At 65.9% G+C, this 14,475-nt stretch carries 13 protein-coding genes; 10 read left to right on the top strand and 3 right to left on the bottom strand.

Annotated features, from left to right (window positions below):
* The first annotated feature begins 4 nt into the window (after positions 1–4).
* Genes RE429_RS30420 through RE429_RS30400 form a run of 5 tightly spaced genes read left to right on the top strand, consistent with a single transcriptional unit; the run spans position 5 to position 5,263 of the window.
* Positions 5–418, top strand: a complete 414-nt coding sequence (locus RE429_RS30420; RefSeq protein WP_414476026.1) for a c-type cytochrome — start codon at positions 5–7, stop codon at positions 416–418.
* Positions 408–1,403 (top strand): cytochrome c oxidase subunit II, encoded by a 996-nt coding sequence (gene coxB / locus RE429_RS30415; RefSeq protein ID WP_414476025.1) that lies wholly within the window; start codon positions 408–410, stop codon positions 1,401–1,403. Before RE429_RS30420 ends, coxB begins: the two co-directional genes overlap by 11 nt.
* Positions 1,400–3,970 carry a cytochrome c oxidase subunit I gene (ctaD, locus tag RE429_RS30410; protein WP_414476024.1) on the top strand — a complete coding sequence of 857 codons (2,571 nt, stop codon included), beginning with the start codon at positions 1,400–1,402 and terminating at the stop codon, positions 3,968–3,970. Before coxB ends, ctaD begins: the two co-directional genes overlap by 4 nt.
* A gap of 31 nt (positions 3,971–4,001) precedes the next feature.
* Entirely contained in the window at positions 4,002–4,337 is a 336-nt protein-coding gene (locus RE429_RS30405) for a hypothetical protein (RefSeq protein WP_414476023.1), read from the top strand.
* Positions 4,328–5,263 (top strand): cytochrome c oxidase assembly protein, encoded by a 936-nt coding sequence (locus RE429_RS30400; RefSeq protein WP_414476022.1) that lies wholly within the window; start codon positions 4,328–4,330, stop codon positions 5,261–5,263. Before RE429_RS30405 ends, RE429_RS30400 begins: the two co-directional genes overlap by 10 nt.
* A 24-nt stretch (positions 5,264–5,287) precedes the next feature.
* Here RE429_RS30400 and RE429_RS30395 read toward each other — a convergent pair whose 3' ends face one another.
* Together RE429_RS30395 and RE429_RS30390 are read right to left on the bottom strand one after the other, a co-directional pair.
* A complete protein-coding gene (locus tag RE429_RS30395; RefSeq protein ID WP_414476021.1) occupies positions 5,288–6,382 on the bottom strand; it encodes an FUSC family protein in 1,095 nt (364 codons plus the stop codon).
* Between the two features lie 222 nt (positions 6,383–6,604).
* Positions 6,605–7,075 (bottom strand): PRC-barrel domain-containing protein, encoded by a 471-nt coding sequence (locus tag RE429_RS30390; RefSeq protein ID WP_414476020.1) that lies wholly within the window; start codon positions 7,073–7,075, stop codon positions 6,605–6,607.
* Positions 7,076–7,314: 239 nt separating this feature from the next.
* Between RE429_RS30390 and RE429_RS30385 the strand changes: the two genes are divergently transcribed.
* The 4 genes from RE429_RS30385 to cls all read left to right on the top strand — a co-directional run bounded on the left by RE429_RS30385 (position 7,315) and on the right by cls (position 12,161).
* Positions 7,315–8,670 carry a PQQ-dependent sugar dehydrogenase gene (locus RE429_RS30385; RefSeq protein WP_414476019.1) on the top strand — a complete coding sequence of 452 codons (1,356 nt, stop codon included), beginning with the start codon at positions 7,315–7,317 and terminating at the stop codon, positions 8,668–8,670.
* A 155-nt stretch (positions 8,671–8,825) separates the two neighbouring features.
* On the top strand, positions 8,826–9,302 hold the full coding sequence (locus tag RE429_RS30380; protein WP_414476018.1) for a hypothetical protein: 477 nt from the start codon (positions 8,826–8,828) through the stop codon (positions 9,300–9,302).
* A gap of 41 nt (positions 9,303–9,343) precedes the next feature.
* Complete coding sequence (locus tag RE429_RS30375; protein WP_414476017.1) at positions 9,344–10,576, top strand: App1 family protein; 1,233 nt, start codon at positions 9,344–9,346, stop codon at positions 10,574–10,576.
* 190 nt (positions 10,577–10,766) lie between these two features.
* On the top strand, positions 10,767–12,161 hold the full coding sequence (cls, locus tag RE429_RS30370; RefSeq protein ID WP_414476016.1) for a cardiolipin synthase: 1,395 nt from the start codon (positions 10,767–10,769) through the stop codon (positions 12,159–12,161).
* Positions 12,162–12,506: 345 nt separating this feature from the next.
* Here cls and RE429_RS30365 read toward each other — a convergent pair whose 3' ends face one another.
* The gene (locus tag RE429_RS30365) at positions 12,507–13,325 is read right to left on the bottom strand and encodes an amidohydrolase family protein (RefSeq protein ID WP_414476015.1); all 819 of its coding nucleotides are present in this window, start codon (positions 13,323–13,325) and stop codon (positions 12,507–12,509) included.
* Positions 13,326–13,443: 118 nt separating this feature from the next.
* Between RE429_RS30365 and RE429_RS30360 the strand changes: the two genes are divergently transcribed.
* The gene (locus RE429_RS30360; RefSeq protein ID WP_414476014.1) at positions 13,444–14,160 is read left to right on the top strand and encodes an IS6 family transposase; all 717 of its coding nucleotides are present in this window, start codon (positions 13,444–13,446) and stop codon (positions 14,158–14,160) included.
* The last annotated feature ends 315 nt before the right edge of the window (positions 14,161–14,475 follow it).

Raw genomic sequence — 14,475 nt, 5'->3', positions numbered from 1 at the left:
GGCCATGCGCATCCGGCTTTCCCTTGTCCTCCTCGGCTGGCTCGGGCTCGCGGGCTGCGATCTGTCTGCAACCTACGCGCCCGCGACGGCGGACCTGGAGAACAAGCACGTGCACGACGGCGACGCGGCGCGAGGGTTCTCGCTCGTTGCCAGCGGTTCCTACGGCTGTGCCGCCTGCCACGCCATCCCGGGCATCCGCACCCCGAAGGGGGTCGCCGGCCCGCCGCTCGCGGGCATGGCGCGACGGGGCTTCATTGCCGGGCAACTGCCGAACAAGCCGGGCGTGATGGTGGCGTTCCTGCAAGACCCGCCCGCGCTCCTGGCCACGACCGGGATGCCGAACGTCGGGCTCACGCTCGACGAGGCCAGGGACGTCGCGGCGTACCTCTACACACTGGAGCAGCCCGATGCGGAGTAACCCGAAGGCTCTGCTCGCAAGAGGCCTACCGCCCTGGACGGTCGGGCTACTGGCGGGCTGCAGCGGCCCACAATCGGCGCTCGACCCCGCCGGCCCAACGGCCGCTTCGATCCATCTCCTTGGGATGATCATGTATGTCGGCGCGACGGCGGTCACGCTGCTCGTGGCGGTGCTGATGCTGGTCCCATTCCTGCGGCAGCGCGAGCGGCCGGTGAACCGTACCCTCTTCCTCTGGGGCGGCGGCGTTGCCCTCCCAGGAGTGACGCTCCTGTTCCTCGTGCCATACGTCATGACGACCGGTCATGAGACGCGAGCCTCCACGGCGCTAGACCGGCTCTCGATCGACGTCACCGGCCACCTCTACTGGTGGGACATGTCGTACCGGCGGGCCGACGGCTTGTCGGCGGCCTCCTCGGCCAACGAGTTGCGCCTGCCGGTTGGCGAGCCGGTCGAGCTGTTCCTGCGCGCCAACGATGTCATCCACTCGTTCTGGGTCCCGAGCCTGGCCGGCAAGACCGACATGATCCCCGGCCGGGTCAACCGCATGGTGATTCAGGCCGACCGGCCCGGGATCTACCGCGGCCAGTGCGCCGAATATTGCGGCCTGCAGCATTCGCTCATGCTCCTCGACGTCGTCGCCATGCCGAGGCCCGAGTTCGACACCTGGCTGGCCGGGGCAGCGCAGCCCGCCCAGGAGCCGGCCACGCCGCAGCTCCGCGAGGGCCGCGCCCTCTTCGTCGATCTCGGCTGCGGCACCTGCCACGCCGTGCGCGGCGTCTCCGAGGGGCGGCTCGGCCCCGATCTCACGCAGGTCGGCTCGCGCCGCATCATCGGGGCCGGGACTTTACCTGGCGGCATCGGCAACATCGCCGGCTGGATCGTCAGTGCCCAGCACCTCAAGCCCGACAACGCCATGCCATCCTACGATCAGCTCGAAGGGCCACAATTGCGGGCCCTCGCGGCCTACCTGGAGTCGCTCAAATGACGACCACGCCAGATGCCGCCGCAGCCAGGCCGAGGAGCAGTCCTGGCCCTGCGCCCGGTGCTCCGCTTTATCCACAATCGTGCGGAGACGACGGCCTGGAACGCCTCCAGGCGGCTTGGGCCAAGCCAAGACGATTCTGGTTCTTCACCGAGGTCATCAACAACCACATCGGCGCCCTCTACGTCGCGACCGGCTTCCTGTTCTTCTTCGGCGCCGGCGTGCTCGCGCTCCTCATGCGCATCCAGCTCGCCTATCCGGGCATGACCTTTCTCGACGCCGCCACCTACAACCAGTTCTTCACGATGCATGGCGTCGTGATGATGTTCCTGTTCGCGGTGCCGATCGTCGAGGCGGTCGCCGTGCTCCTCCTGCCGAGCATGATCGGCGCGCGGGACATGCCGTTCCCGCGGCTCTCGGCTCTCGGGTACTGGTGCTATGCCATTGGCGGCGCGCTGACGTTCGCGAGCCTGTTCTTCAACATCGCGCCGGATGGCGGCTGGTTCATGTACCCGCCGCTCACCGGACCCCAATACTCGCCCGGCGTCAACACGGACGTCTGGATCCTCGGGCTCGGCTTCGTCGAGATCGCGGCGATCGCCGCGGCCGTCGAGCTCTCCGTCGGGATCCTCAAGACCCGCGCCCCGGGCATGACCCTCGGCCGGATGCCGATCTTCGCCTGGTACATACTGGTGACGGCCGGGATGATCATGATCGGCATGCCGGCGATGATCGCCGCCGACACCTTGCTCGAACTGGAGCGGGGCTTCGGCATGCCGTTCTACGACGCCACCAGGGGCGGCGATCCCCTGCTCTGGCAGCACCTGTTCTGGCTCTTCGGCCACCCGGAGGTCTACATCATCTTCCTGCCGGCGGCCGGCATGGTCTCGATGATGCTGCCGACCTTCGCCCGGGCGAAGCTGGTCGGCTACACCTGGCTGGCCCTGGCGGCGATTGCGGTCGGGTTCCTGAGCTTCGGGCTATGGGTGCACCACATGTACGCCACAGGGCTGCCGCTGCTGTCGCTGGCCTTTTTCTCGGCTGCGAGCTCCGCCATCGCGATCCCAATGGGCATCCAGGTCTTCGCCTGGATCGCGACGCTGTGGGACGGCAAGCCGGTGCTGCGCGTGCCGCTGCTGTTCATTCTCGGCTTCTTACTCATCTTCACAATCGGCGGCCTGACGGGCGTGATGGTGGCGGCGGTGCCCTATGACTGGCAGGTGCACGACACCTACTTCGTCGTGGCGCATTTCCACTACGTGCTGATCGGCGGCATGGTGTTCCCGCTCTTCGCCGCGCTCTACTACTGGACCCCGACCGTGACGGGGCGGATGCTGTCGGAACGGCTCGGGCGATGGGCCTTCTGGCTGATGTTCATTGGCTTCAACGCCGCCTTCCTGCCCATGTTCGTCACCGGCCTGCGCGGCATGCCGCGGCGCATCTACACCTATTCTGGCGATCTCGGCCTGAGCTGGCTGAACCTGATCACCTCGGTGTTTGGGTTCGTGTTCGCGGCCGGCGTGCTGGTCGCGCTCATCGACTTCGTGTGGCACCTCCGGTGGGGGCGGGAGGCCGGCATCAACCCTTGGGGCGCGCCGTCGCTCGAATGGTTGGCCCCCATTCCGCCGTACAACTTCCGCAGCATCGTGCCAATCCACTCGCGCTATCCGATCTGGGAGCAGAAGGGTCTCAAGGAGGAGGAGAGCGCAGGTCGGGGCTTCCTCCCGGACGCGCCGGCGGGAGAGCGCGAAGCCCTGATCACGGCGCCGATCACCACCGAGCCGGTCCAAATCCTGCGCGTGCCGGGGCCAGGATGGACCGCCTTCGGGGCGGCCCTGACGACCGCTATCGCCCTCGCGGCGGCGACCCTCAAGTCCGCGACGGTGGGTCTCGTATTCGGTGTCGTGGCAGCCGCGACGTTCCTCTACTGGCTGTGGTCGATGGATCGGGCGCTCCCGCGGGCGAGAGCCGATGCCGGCCGGGGCGTTGCACTGCCGCTCTACACGAACGGCAGCGAAAGCGTCGGCTGGTGGGGCATGATCGTGCTGCTGATCTCGGACGCGGCGGTCATCGCGTCCTTCGCCTTCGCCTATCTCTTCCTCTGGACGGCGCGGCCCGCCATCTGGCCGCCCGACGGGTCGCAGATGCCGGGATTTCTTACGCCTGGCCTGATCGCGGGGGCGGTCGCGGCCGCCTGGGTGCTCTTCGAGGCGGCAGACCGGTTGAACCAGCGTGATCGTCGGCTCGCCACAGGCCTCTGCCTCATTGCGTCCGCGGCGCTCGCGATGGGAGCTGTGGCGATGGGATGGGCGTGGCTGCAGGGGCTCGGCATCGACTCGACACGGCACGCATACGGCGCAGCGGTGTGGACGCTGCTCGGCACCATGGGCCTACACGTCCTCTCCGGTGCTGGCATGGCACTCTGGTCGGTGGCCCGCCTCTCGCTCGGCATGATCGACTCGTGGCGCTGTCTGACTCTTCGTATCTGCTTGGTGTGGTGGCGTCTCACGGCGCCGGTCACCGGTCTCGCGCTCTTCCTCGTTGCGGGGTTCCCCCATGTCGTCTCTTGATCTCGACGCTGGGGCGGAGCGGCCCCCGAAGATGGGCACCCTCGTCTGGCTGCTTGATCCGGCTTTCGGGTTCTTCCTGTGGGCGGCTCACTTCCTGGTCATCTACATCGCGGCGGCGGTCGCTTGCGTGCTGGGCCTCGGCGCAGCAAGCGCAGATGCCCAATCGGCCTTCCTCACCGGCCTCGGACTCGTGACGGCGGCCTCGGCCGTCATCCTCGTTCTGCACGCGGTCTGGCGCTACCGACAGCAGCGCGACGTACCCGCTCAGCGCTTCCGGATGTCGTTCACGATCGGCTGCGACGCGATTGCGTCGTTCGCCGTCCTGCTGCAGTTCTTCCCGATCCTGCTGGTGCCAGTATGCGCTTGACCGTGCTCGTTCTTGTCCTCACGGCAGGGGCCGGTCCCGTTCTGGCGCATGGCCCAGGCGCCGTGCCACCGGAGGCCTTCTGGCATTCTTGGAGCGTCGACCCGCTGGTGGTAGGGCTGCTGATCGCCTCGTCCTGGGCTTACGGACGCGGCGTGGGCCGGCTCTGGGCGCGAGCCGGCCGGTGGCGCGGCATCGGGCGCCTGCACGTCCTCTCGTTCATGCTCGGTCAGGCAATCGTCATCATTGCTCTTGTCTCGCCGCTCGACCGGCTCGGCGGAACGCTACTGTCTGCGCACATGATGCAGCACGGCCTGCTGGTCACCGCCGCGCCGCTGCTCCTTCTCCTCGGTAAGCCAGGGGTGGCGTTCGCCTGGGCGCTTCCGGCGGGCTGGAGCCGGGGAGACCTGGCGAGCGTGGCGTGGCGACCCCTCGCCAGGACAGGGCAATGGTTCTCGCATCCTCTTCCAGCGGCGACACTGCACGGGCTGGCATTGTGGATCTGGCATGCGCCGGCCCTGTTCGACGCGGCCGTGGAGCGGGAATGGCTTCACACGCTGGAGCACGCCTCGTTCTTCGGCACGGCGCTCCTGTTCTGGCGCGTCATTCTCGGCGCCCGGTCAGGCACGCGCGCCGGAGCCGCCCTGGCGGCGGCTTTCGCGACGCTGATCCATGGCGCGTTCCTGGGGGCTCTCCTCACATTGGCACCCCGGCCGCTCTACGGCTGGTACGGAGGGCGGGTGGAGCCGTGGGGATTGACCGTCCTCGATGATCAGCAACTCGCCGGGCTCCTGATGTGGGTGCCCATGGGCGTCGTCTATTTCGGCGCCTGCCTGTGGCTCGCCAGTCGGCTCATTGTGCCCACCGAGGGCCGCCCTCACCAGGCGGCACTGGCCGAAGCCGTCCCGATCGGAGATGGCCGGCCGTGAAACGGATTGCGCCGCGCTTGCGGATCATCGATCCCGTACTGGCTCGTTGTGCGAGCCGGAAATCTCTCTGGAGCGCTCGATCAAGTCGTCCAAATCGCGTCGAAACTGCTCGAGTGCGAACCCGATCCCGAAGAGTCGGCCGAGAGCCGCCGTCGACAATGACCGCGTCAGGCCTATCCGTCGCATGTCGTCGAGAGTGGCCCTGTAGGCGCGCACGGCCGTGGCCAAACTGCCGGTGTCCTCAGGGAGTTGCGGGCCAGTCAGCGTCTGGCCGACCTGCCTCAAGCTTGCGGCGCCGGCCTCCGCAGCGGATCGCCAGGCTTCGGTCGCGCGCCCGGGTAGCGGGTCGCGTCCCAAGTCCCGCACCGCGCGGCGAAGCATTCCAAGATCGTGGCGCAATCGTCCCAACGTCCGGAGCAGGGGCTCTTCGTCAGGGGCATTGGTCAGCAAACTCCGTCTTTCGCGTGTGGCCTCGTCCACCAATGTCTCGAGGCGGTGTAAGCTTTCGCGGATCCTCACGGCGAGAGGGCTGACCTCCGCTTGGCTTGCCTTGCTCCCAGACGCAAGCGCTTCGAGTTCCCGGGCCATGAGATTTGCGATCTCGGTGGCGGCCTCGAGAACCAAGCGGGATGCCTGGGCGGGTACGATGAGGACCGAGACCAGGATCCCGACCCCACACCCCAAGCCAACCTCCATCATGCGGCCGGCCGCGAACCCGAGCGGGCCCGCCGGCGAGCCCGCGCCCCCCAGGAGAATGATGGCACCCGTGATCGGCGCGATCCGAAAACCCGCCGAGAAGGCCGCCAGGATTGTCATTGGCGCCAGGGCGAGGACCAATGCGACCGTGCTCGAGAGCAGATCATCCGGTGCGATCGCGAGAACGATGGCAGTGGCGTAAACGGCACTGATGAGCGATCCCACAAACTGGTCGAAGGCGACCTTGAGCGAGCTGCCGACGTTGCTCTGGGTCACAATGATCGCGGTGATCACGGCCCAGAGCCCTCCCGAAAGCCCAAGGGGGTGGGCCAAGACTAAGGCGGCGAGGCTCGCCGCGGTCATCCGCACCGCATGCACCGTCTTGAGCCGGTGCCGGGTCAGCAAGTGCATAGACTTCGCCATGGGAGTTGCCCCCTCGATGACCAGCAACTCGCCGGACTTCTTATGTGGGCGCCCATAGGCGTCGTCTATTTCGGCGCCTGCTTGTGGCTTACCAGACGGCTCGTTGCGCCCGAGGAGCGATAGGTATCTTAGCTCGCCGCCGTCGGCGCCGCCTCGACTTTGCGGGCCGACGGCGCCGTTGAAAACGAATAGAGCCAGCCTGCCACTCTGGCCCGTCCAGCTTTACGATTTCTTTTTCGTATAGTTGAACGCCGGGGCGCCCTTCAGGGTCTCTTTGGTTGTGTTGATGAAAGCCTTCATCGAGCCGTCCTTCTGGCTCAGTACAATGCTCGATGGTTCGATCAGGACGTAGTGCTCGCCCATCCCCAGGAAACCGCCGGCGCTGACAACCACCCCGGTGATGGTCTTTCCGTTTTCGATGACAAGATCCTCGATCTCACCAACCGATTCGTTCTGATTGTTGTAGACAGTTGTTCCGACGAGCCTCGAGGACAGAGTATCGGCCGGCTTTATGCTCACGAAACGAACAATCACGGGAGGCGCGGCGTCGCCCATCTGAATGCCCGAGGCCCCGCCCGGCTGCGTAGCCGTCGAGGGCTGGGCGGGAGACGTGGTCGTGGGTGCGGTCTGCGCATATGCAAAGCTGCCTACTGCACAAAGAACCACGGCCCTGGCAATTGTGTGCGGATTCATGGTCATGCTCCAGGGCATGCAAGGGGAGCGGCGGAACCGCCACTATCGAGCCTGTGAGTTGATCTCCCACGCCCACCGGTCAACGAAGCCGGAAGAGGGTCTGTTCCAGAATGGACCTGCCGCCAAATATCAGTTCTTACCAACTGGGATGGCCTCATGGCGTGGCGCCGATCGCGGAACCAAGTTTAATGGTTCCCGTTTGTCAGCACCGGGCCGGGGAGCCTTTTCGGGAGGCAGTGATGCGCGCACCGATGATCCTGACGAGTCTTCCACTGGCGTTCACGTTGCTGGCACCTGTACACGCCCAGGAGGTGCGGACCGGCGCCGACGCCTTCGGCACCTGGGAGAGGGACGCCCCTGGCGTCAGCCGGCACATCAGGCCCACCGACCTGCCGCCGCCGAGCCTTGCCCAGAACGACCCCGAAGCACCGGACTTCGAGAACATGGCCAACGTTGTCCCGGCTCCGGAAGACAAGCTGCCGGCCGTGCCGGAGGGCTTCAAGGTCCAGGTGTTCGCCCGGGATCTGAACCAGCCCAGGGTCATCCGGATCGCCCCAAACGGCGACATCTTCGTGGCCGAGAGCGGCAGCGGACGCGTCCTGGTCTTTTCTGCCGACGCGGCCAAGGGTGGGCCGGCAAAGCCCGAGGTCTTCGCCGAGGGGATCCAGAAGCCCTTCGGCATCGTGTTCTATCCGCCGGCCGAGCCCCGCTATGTCTATGTGGGGGCGACCAACCAGGTCGTGCGCTTCCCGTACCGGCTCGGCGATCGCAGGGCGACCGGGCCGGCCCAGGTCATCATTCCCGACATTCCGACCAAGCGGCACTGGACGCGCGACCTGGCGGTCTCGCGCGACGGCCAACGCCTCTTCGTTTCGATCGGCTCGTCGACCAATGTCGCCCCCGACATGCCGAAGAAGACACCTGAAGAGATCAAGGCGTTCGAAAAGACGCACGGGGTCGGCGCCGCCTGGGGCGACGAAGAGAACCGGGCCGTGGTGCGCGTGTTCGACCCGGAAGGCGAGAGCGTCCGCAATTTTGCGACCGGCCTGCGCAACTGCTCCGGCATGGCCGTGCAGCCGGGCAGCGACACCTTGTGGTGCACGGGCAATGAGCGCGATCACCTCGGCGCCAATCTGGTGCCCGATTTCCTGACCAGCGTGCAGAGGGGCGGCTTTTATGGCTGGCCGTGGTACTACACGGGCGGCAACGAGGACCCGGCCCATGCCGGTGAGCGCCCCGACCTGAAGGACAAGGTGCTCGTGCCCGATGTCCTGCTCCAGGCGCATTCGTCCACGCTCCAGCTCGTCTTCTACGACGCGGACGCATTCCCGGCCGAGTACCGCGGCGATGCCTTCGCCACGATGCACGGCTCTTGGAACCGGGAGGAAAGGACCGGGTACAAGGTAATCCGCGCCCGCATGAAGGACGGAAAGCCGACCGGCGTGTACGAGGACTTCATGACCGGATTCGTGCTGGATGCAAAAACGGTTTGGGGCCGGCCCGCCGGTATCGCCGTCGCGCGTGACGGCGCCCTGCTGGTCAGCGACGACGCCAACGGCACGATCTTCCGGGTCGCGTACCAGGGATCCAAGTAGCCGCCCCGGCTGCGGCTGATGCAGGAGATTCGGGAGGCACGCCCGGTCAGGATGCGCTGTCTGCGGGTGCCGCCTTCCTGACGGCGGCCGTGAGACCCTCGCCCGATTGGATCCGCACGGCGCCGGCCGCTGAACATCGCGAACAGGAGTAATCCATGCCAGGCTCACCGTCCGAACACTCACAGGTCATCGACTGGAGCAAGCTCACTGCCTTCGCGCGAGATCTGCCGACGCGGCTTGCCGCCGCCTATGCGCAGGAGCGCAAGCAACCTCACAATCTCACAGCGGATAAACACGACGAGGCCATCGCACGAATGATCGATCTTCTCGTCGAGATGTGGACGGGCCTGGCCGTTGCCTATCCGGCGGGACACTTCGGCGGGCGGGACCCGGAGGCGATCTTCCGGGACTACCTTGCCGAGAGGCTGAGATGGCGGACCCTGCTGGTGCCCGAGAACCCTGAGGATCCGCTCAGGGCGCTGGAGGTCCGGCGCGCAGTCTTGTCGGACGCGGAGGACGCTGTTGCGGACACCGTCGCAGCTCTTTTCCGTGGAAATGACGAGGTCATGCCGGAACTCTGGGCGGAGTGGTGGCGAAAGGCGAGGGCGGTCGGCCATGGACCGGCCGGATGAACTATGGCCCTCCGGGGCGGTGCGGATGGAAGGCGTCTCTCATGAGCCTGGATAGCCTGTTCTCGAGGTGGGACCGGGCGGCCACCCGGATCCTGAGGATCGTCGCCCGGACTGTCCGCGTTGCGCAGGGCGAGCACGGCGTCGTGATGAAGACCAACCGGGGCTATGGCTCCCGAGACGAGATCTTCATGATCGGCCGTGTATTCCGCCAGTCCCGACCCCATCGCGGCGCCGACGATTCCCTGATCCATCAGCTGCGGGATATCGGCCGACGCATCTCGCGCCGTGCGGTTCCCGGAGTGGCCGTCACCGCTGAATTCGGCGGCACGCAGCAGCAGGTCTCTACGGATCGAGATGGCTACTTCCGCATCCACCTTCGCCCCCGTGACCGGCCGCCCCCGAACCGTCTGTGGCACGTCGTGCATCTGATCCTCGAACGCCCGCTTCCGGTTCGGGCGGAGGGCCAGGTGTTCATTCCGCCGGAACACTACCGCTTTGTGGTGATCAGCGACATCGACGACACTGTCGTGAAGACGGGCGTCGCGAACAAGCTCAAGATGCTCTGGCGCCTGTTCGTCGAGGATGCCGAGAGCCGCACGGCCTTCCCCGGGGTTGCTGCCCTCTACCGGGCCCTGCACGCGGGCGCCTCCGGCGATGAGGCCAACCCCATGCTTTACGTCTCGCGTGCCCCATGGGGCATCTACGAGGTGCTCGACGAGTTCTTCACCCGGCATGCCATTCCGGTCGGCCCGATCCTGTTCCTGCGCGAATGGGGTGTCTCCTGGACGAGTCCGCTGCCGCGCAGGGCCGAGGACCACAAGCGCGAGTTGATCCGTCGGATGCTCGCCCTCTACCATGAGCTGCCCTTCGTGCTAATCGGCGACAGCGGGCAGCGGGATCCCGAGGGCTATCGCCAAGTCGTCGACGAGAACCCGGGCCGGGTGCTTGCCGTCTATATCCGCAACGTGTCGCACGGGTCGAGGAGGATCAAGGAAATCGAGGAGCTGGCGAAGGCAGTCGCGGCGGCCGGCAGCAGCCTCGTTCTGGCCGCGGACAGCTCGGCGATCGCGGATCATGCCGCCAAGCTCGGCCTCATTGACCCGGCGGCGGTCACCACCGTCGCAAGCGAGGAGGCTGCCGAGGGCGGGTCGAGGACACGGGTCAGGACGCTTCACACGGAAACGTCCGAGGGCGAGCTCCGCGACGTTCTCGGGAGCGACCCTGGCGGCGAGCCGCCTAACGTGGTTGTCGAACCGGACAAGCCGCAAGGCTGAGGAAGCCGCTTGACCTTGCCGTCGGGGCGGCGGATGGCGACCACCGGGTCCTCTCGGTCGAAACGGCTCCGACCGTTTCCTTGTTCGCGGCGTTGTCTCCGCGTGCTGCTTGGAGCAAGCCCCGTTGCGCCGGCAACCCGCGACCGCAAAGGGGATTGTGCCCGCTGCCCAGTGGGAGAATGAGAACGGAATGACCTGGACCGCGGCCATTGGCTGGTTCTTCGCGGCCTATGCGCTTCTTACCGGCATCTTCATCCTGCTGGAGAACCGGCGCCCACAGGCGACACTCGCCTGGATCCTGCTGTTTCTGACCTTGCCTATTATCGGACTAGGCATCTACGTCCTGTTCGGACGCGACCGCAAGGCGTTCAGTCGGCAGAGCAAGCTCGCGCGTCAGAACCTGCACGGAACCGCCGCTCCCCTGATCGAGCAGCTCCTCGCAGGGCAGGATGCCGAGATCAGCCGGCTCGAGACGCAGAGCCCGGTTCGCAGGCGGCTCATGTCGCTAGTGCGGCGCAACTCCCATTCCGTCCTGACCACGCGCAACCGGGTCGCCATCCAGCAGGACGCGTCTACGTTCTACCCGCACCTGATGGAGGACCTGAGGACGGCGCAGCGGAGCATCTACCTGCAGTTCTACACTTGGGCCGACGACGCGTTCACCCGCGAGCTCAAGGCGATCCTGATCGAGCGGGTGGCCCAGGGCGTCGAGGTGCGCCTGCTCTACGACCCGTTCGGATCCCTGTTCCGCCTCACCCGGCGCTACAAACGCGAGCTCAGCCGAGGCGGCGTGCAATGGGCGCCCGTGTCGGCGCTTTACTGGCTCCATACGATCTCCTATCGCAACCACCGCAAGATTGCCGTCATCGACGGGCGGGTCGGCTACACGGGCGGCATGAACATCGGTCAGGAGCATCTTGACGGCGGCCCCAGCTTCGACAGGTGGCGCGACACCCAGGTGCGCCTCGAGGGGGAGGCGGCGGCGGTGCTGCAAGTGGTGTTCCTCGTCGACTGGTACAACGCGACCGCCGAGGATCTCTTCACGCCGGACCGATTTCCATCGCTCGCGAATGAGGGGCCCCCCTCAACAACGGAGGAGCCACGCGCAGGCGACGCTTATGCGCCGGTTCAGATCCTGACCTCGGGTCCGGACTCGGAATGGCGCGCCATCCGCCAGCTCTACTTCGCCATCATCATGGCGGCCCAGCACCGCGTGCGGCTGCAGACGCCCTTCTTCATCCTTGATGCCACCATCGCGGAGGCGCTCAGGGCGGCGGCACTGGCCGGAATTGTGGTCGATGTGATGGTGAGCGACCGCGGCGAAGGACTGAACCAGACGCCGTACTGGGCCGCGAACACCTACCTGGCCGAGGTCGCGGCCGCCGGAGCCCGGGTCCACATGTATGGGAAAGGCTACCTGCATGCCAAGACGCTCAGCATCGATGGCGAGGTCTGCTCCATCGGCTCGGCCAACCTCGACATCCGCAGCTTCAGCATCAACTACGAGCTCAACGCCGTGATCTACGACGCGCGGCTCGCCCAGGAACTGGAGGCTGCGTTCGAACGGGATCTCGGCGATTGTTAGCAGTTCGATCCGGCGGAGTATCAGCGCCGCTCCGGGTTGCTCCGATTGCGGGACTCTGTCGCCCGGCTTCTGTCGCCTCTGCTGTAGGGCCGCATCATCTTCACGGCGGGCGCTCACCGCCCAGCACCGATTGACTTGTCGGCAGGGCTATGGCCGGCGTTGGGAAGCAGGATCAACACGGCGGGAACGCCCGCCTGCTTCAGCGCGGCTATTCCCTCCGACTGTCCATACGGCATAACCTTATCGGCGCGACCATAGATGGATCGCCGGCGCCGGATGGCGGCCCGAGCAGTTCCTGCAGGCGCCCTGCGTCACCTCGACCACGTCGCGCTCAGCACCGGACGCTCATTGCAGGATGTCGTAGGATCCATGCCGATAGACGCGGCTGGCCTTCATCACGAAGTCCACCGTCGTCGTGATCGAGATGTCGGCCAGCGGATCACCGGGCATGGCGACAATGTCCGCCTGCTTGCCCGGCGCGAGGCTCCCGAGCTCGTCGCGCTGCAGAAGCTCGGCGGCAACACTGGTCGCTGCCTTGAGCGCGCGCGCCGGCGACAGCCCGGCGGCCACCATCGCCTGAAACTCGAGGATGCCATGGCTGAACGGGAACATGCCGCAGTCCGTGCCATAGGCGACCTTCACCGCGCTACGGACAATACGTTGTTGCGCCGCCTCGATTGCATCCACGTCGCGGCGGAACTTCCAGACAGCCTGTTGGGGCAACTGCCCGGCTTGCAGCAGCTCCTTGTCCTCGCGCGTCATCTGCATGGTGGGGACGAGAAACGCCCCGGCCTGCTCCGCCATCGCGATGCCCTCGTCGTCGATCAGGTAGCAATGCTCCACACTGCGCGCCCCGGCGCGCAGGGCCTGCTTGCACCCTTCCGCGGCGCCCGTATGGACAGCCAGGGGCAGATCGAGCTGTTGGGCCGTCTGCGCGAGGCACTGCATCTCGTCCTCGAACCACGTCACCTTGGCCGGGTCATCGCCGAAACTCATGTAGCCGCCGGTGTTCATGGTCTTGATCCAGTCGCCGCCGAACGCGTGCTCCATGCGGACGAGCTCTCGGATCCTGCCCGGCGAGTCGGCGACCCTCGACAAGCCCAGGCGGCAGCGGCAGGGGAACATGCCCGGTGCGTCCGCATGCCCGCCGGTGGCGCTGATCATGTGGGCGGCCACCACCAGGCGGGGCCGTGCACCCGGCCCGCCTCCAGAGGGTTCTGTTGCAGCTTTGAAGGTCTTCTTGCCTGGACTATGACGTGCGGGCGGTGCGAGGGGGTTTTCGGTGAAGCAGAATAACAAGAACCCGTTCAAGGGTCGGCAGTTTACGGCGGAAATCATTCTGTGGGCGCTGCGCTGGTATCTGCAGTTCCCGATCAGCTACCGCGATCTGGAGCGCATGTTCGCCGATCGAGGCGTTCAGGTCGATCACACCACCCTGTTTCGGTGGATCCAGGCCTATGCACCGGAGTTGGAGAAGCGCATCCGTCCGCATCTTCGTATGACGAACGGTTCCTGGCGGGTCGACGAAACATATATCCGAGTGAAGGGGAAGTGGGTGTATCTCTACCGCGCCGTCGATGCTCGCGGACAAACCATCGACTTCCTGCTCTCCCCTAAGCGGGACGCCGCCGCGGCAAGACGCTTCTTTCGGAAAGCGCTGAAGCAGCCCCACACGGTTAATCCGCGGACCATTACGGTCGACAAGAACGCCGCTTACCCCATTGCGACAAGAGCCATGAAGCAGGAGAGGACGCTTTGGCGTTTCGCCAAACTCCGACAGGTGAAATTTCTGAATAATATCGTCGAGCAGGATCACCGGCGCATCAAGCGGCTCGTCAGGCCAGGGCTGGGCTTCAAGAGCTTCACGTCCGCCTCGCGGACGATTGCCGGCTATGAGGCTATGGCAATGATCCGCAAGGGACAGGTTGTCAGCGCACCAGCGAATGATATGGGCGCTCAGCACGACTTTATTGCTGCTCTGTTCAGCGCCGCTGCCTAACTTGAGACCTCGTCCGGACCGCGATCAGCCTGCGTCAGGAACTGCAACAGAACCCTTGTGTCGGTCGCGTTTTGCGCGATCAGAACGCGCAACAGATTGGGCTGCCTCATTCTTCTGATCCCATACTGGGAGAGCCACAGAGCTGATCCCGAAGAGAAGCAAGGGCCCGCAAGTGACGTCAAACATCGGGAATGTGGAAGGCCTGAAAGCGCTTGACCTCAAACCGCCGAATAGAGAAGTGCCGGAATAAGAGCACAGAGCCGTTGACGCCCTCTGCGCTCAATCACTTGGCAATGCCTGAGCCTAAGCCCGAAT

The sequence above is a fragment of the Microvirga sp. M2 genome (assembly GCF_047497095.1).
Lineage (GTDB): Bacteria > Pseudomonadota > Alphaproteobacteria > Rhizobiales > Beijerinckiaceae > Microvirga.
The sequence above is the reverse complement of the archived record's forward strand: the minus strand, read 5'-3'. Positions and strand labels throughout refer to the sequence as shown.

Coding starts and splice junctions, on each gene's coding strand:
- RE429_RS30385 (WP_414476019.1), top strand. CDS start 7,315: ATGCGCGCACCGATGATCCTGACGAGTCTTCCACTGGCGTTCACGTTG.
- RE429_RS30365 (WP_414476015.1), bottom strand. CDS start 13,325: ATGATCAGCGCCACCGGCGGGCATGCGGACGCACCGGGCATGTTCCCC.
- coxB (WP_414476025.1), top strand. CDS start 408: ATGCGGAGTAACCCGAAGGCTCTGCTCGCAAGAGGCCTACCGCCCTGG.
- ctaD (WP_414476024.1), top strand. CDS start 1,400: ATGACGACCACGCCAGATGCCGCCGCAGCCAGGCCGAGGAGCAGTCCT.
- cls (WP_414476016.1), top strand. CDS start 10,767: ATGACCTGGACCGCGGCCATTGGCTGGTTCTTCGCGGCCTATGCGCTT.
- RE429_RS30395 (WP_414476021.1), bottom strand. CDS start 6,382: ATGGCGAAGTCTATGCACTTGCTGACCCGGCACCGGCTCAAGACGGTG.
- RE429_RS30405 (WP_414476023.1), top strand. CDS start 4,002: ATGGGCACCCTCGTCTGGCTGCTTGATCCGGCTTTCGGGTTCTTCCTG.
- RE429_RS30380 (WP_414476018.1), top strand. CDS start 8,826: ATGCCAGGCTCACCGTCCGAACACTCACAGGTCATCGACTGGAGCAAG.
- RE429_RS30400 (WP_414476022.1), top strand. CDS start 4,328: ATGCGCTTGACCGTGCTCGTTCTTGTCCTCACGGCAGGGGCCGGTCCC.
- RE429_RS30375 (WP_414476017.1), top strand. CDS start 9,344: ATGAGCCTGGATAGCCTGTTCTCGAGGTGGGACCGGGCGGCCACCCGG.
- RE429_RS30420 (WP_414476026.1), top strand. CDS start 5: ATGCGCATCCGGCTTTCCCTTGTCCTCCTCGGCTGGCTCGGGCTCGCG.
- RE429_RS30390 (WP_414476020.1), bottom strand. CDS start 7,075: ATGAATCCGCACACAATTGCCAGGGCCGTGGTTCTTTGTGCAGTAGGC.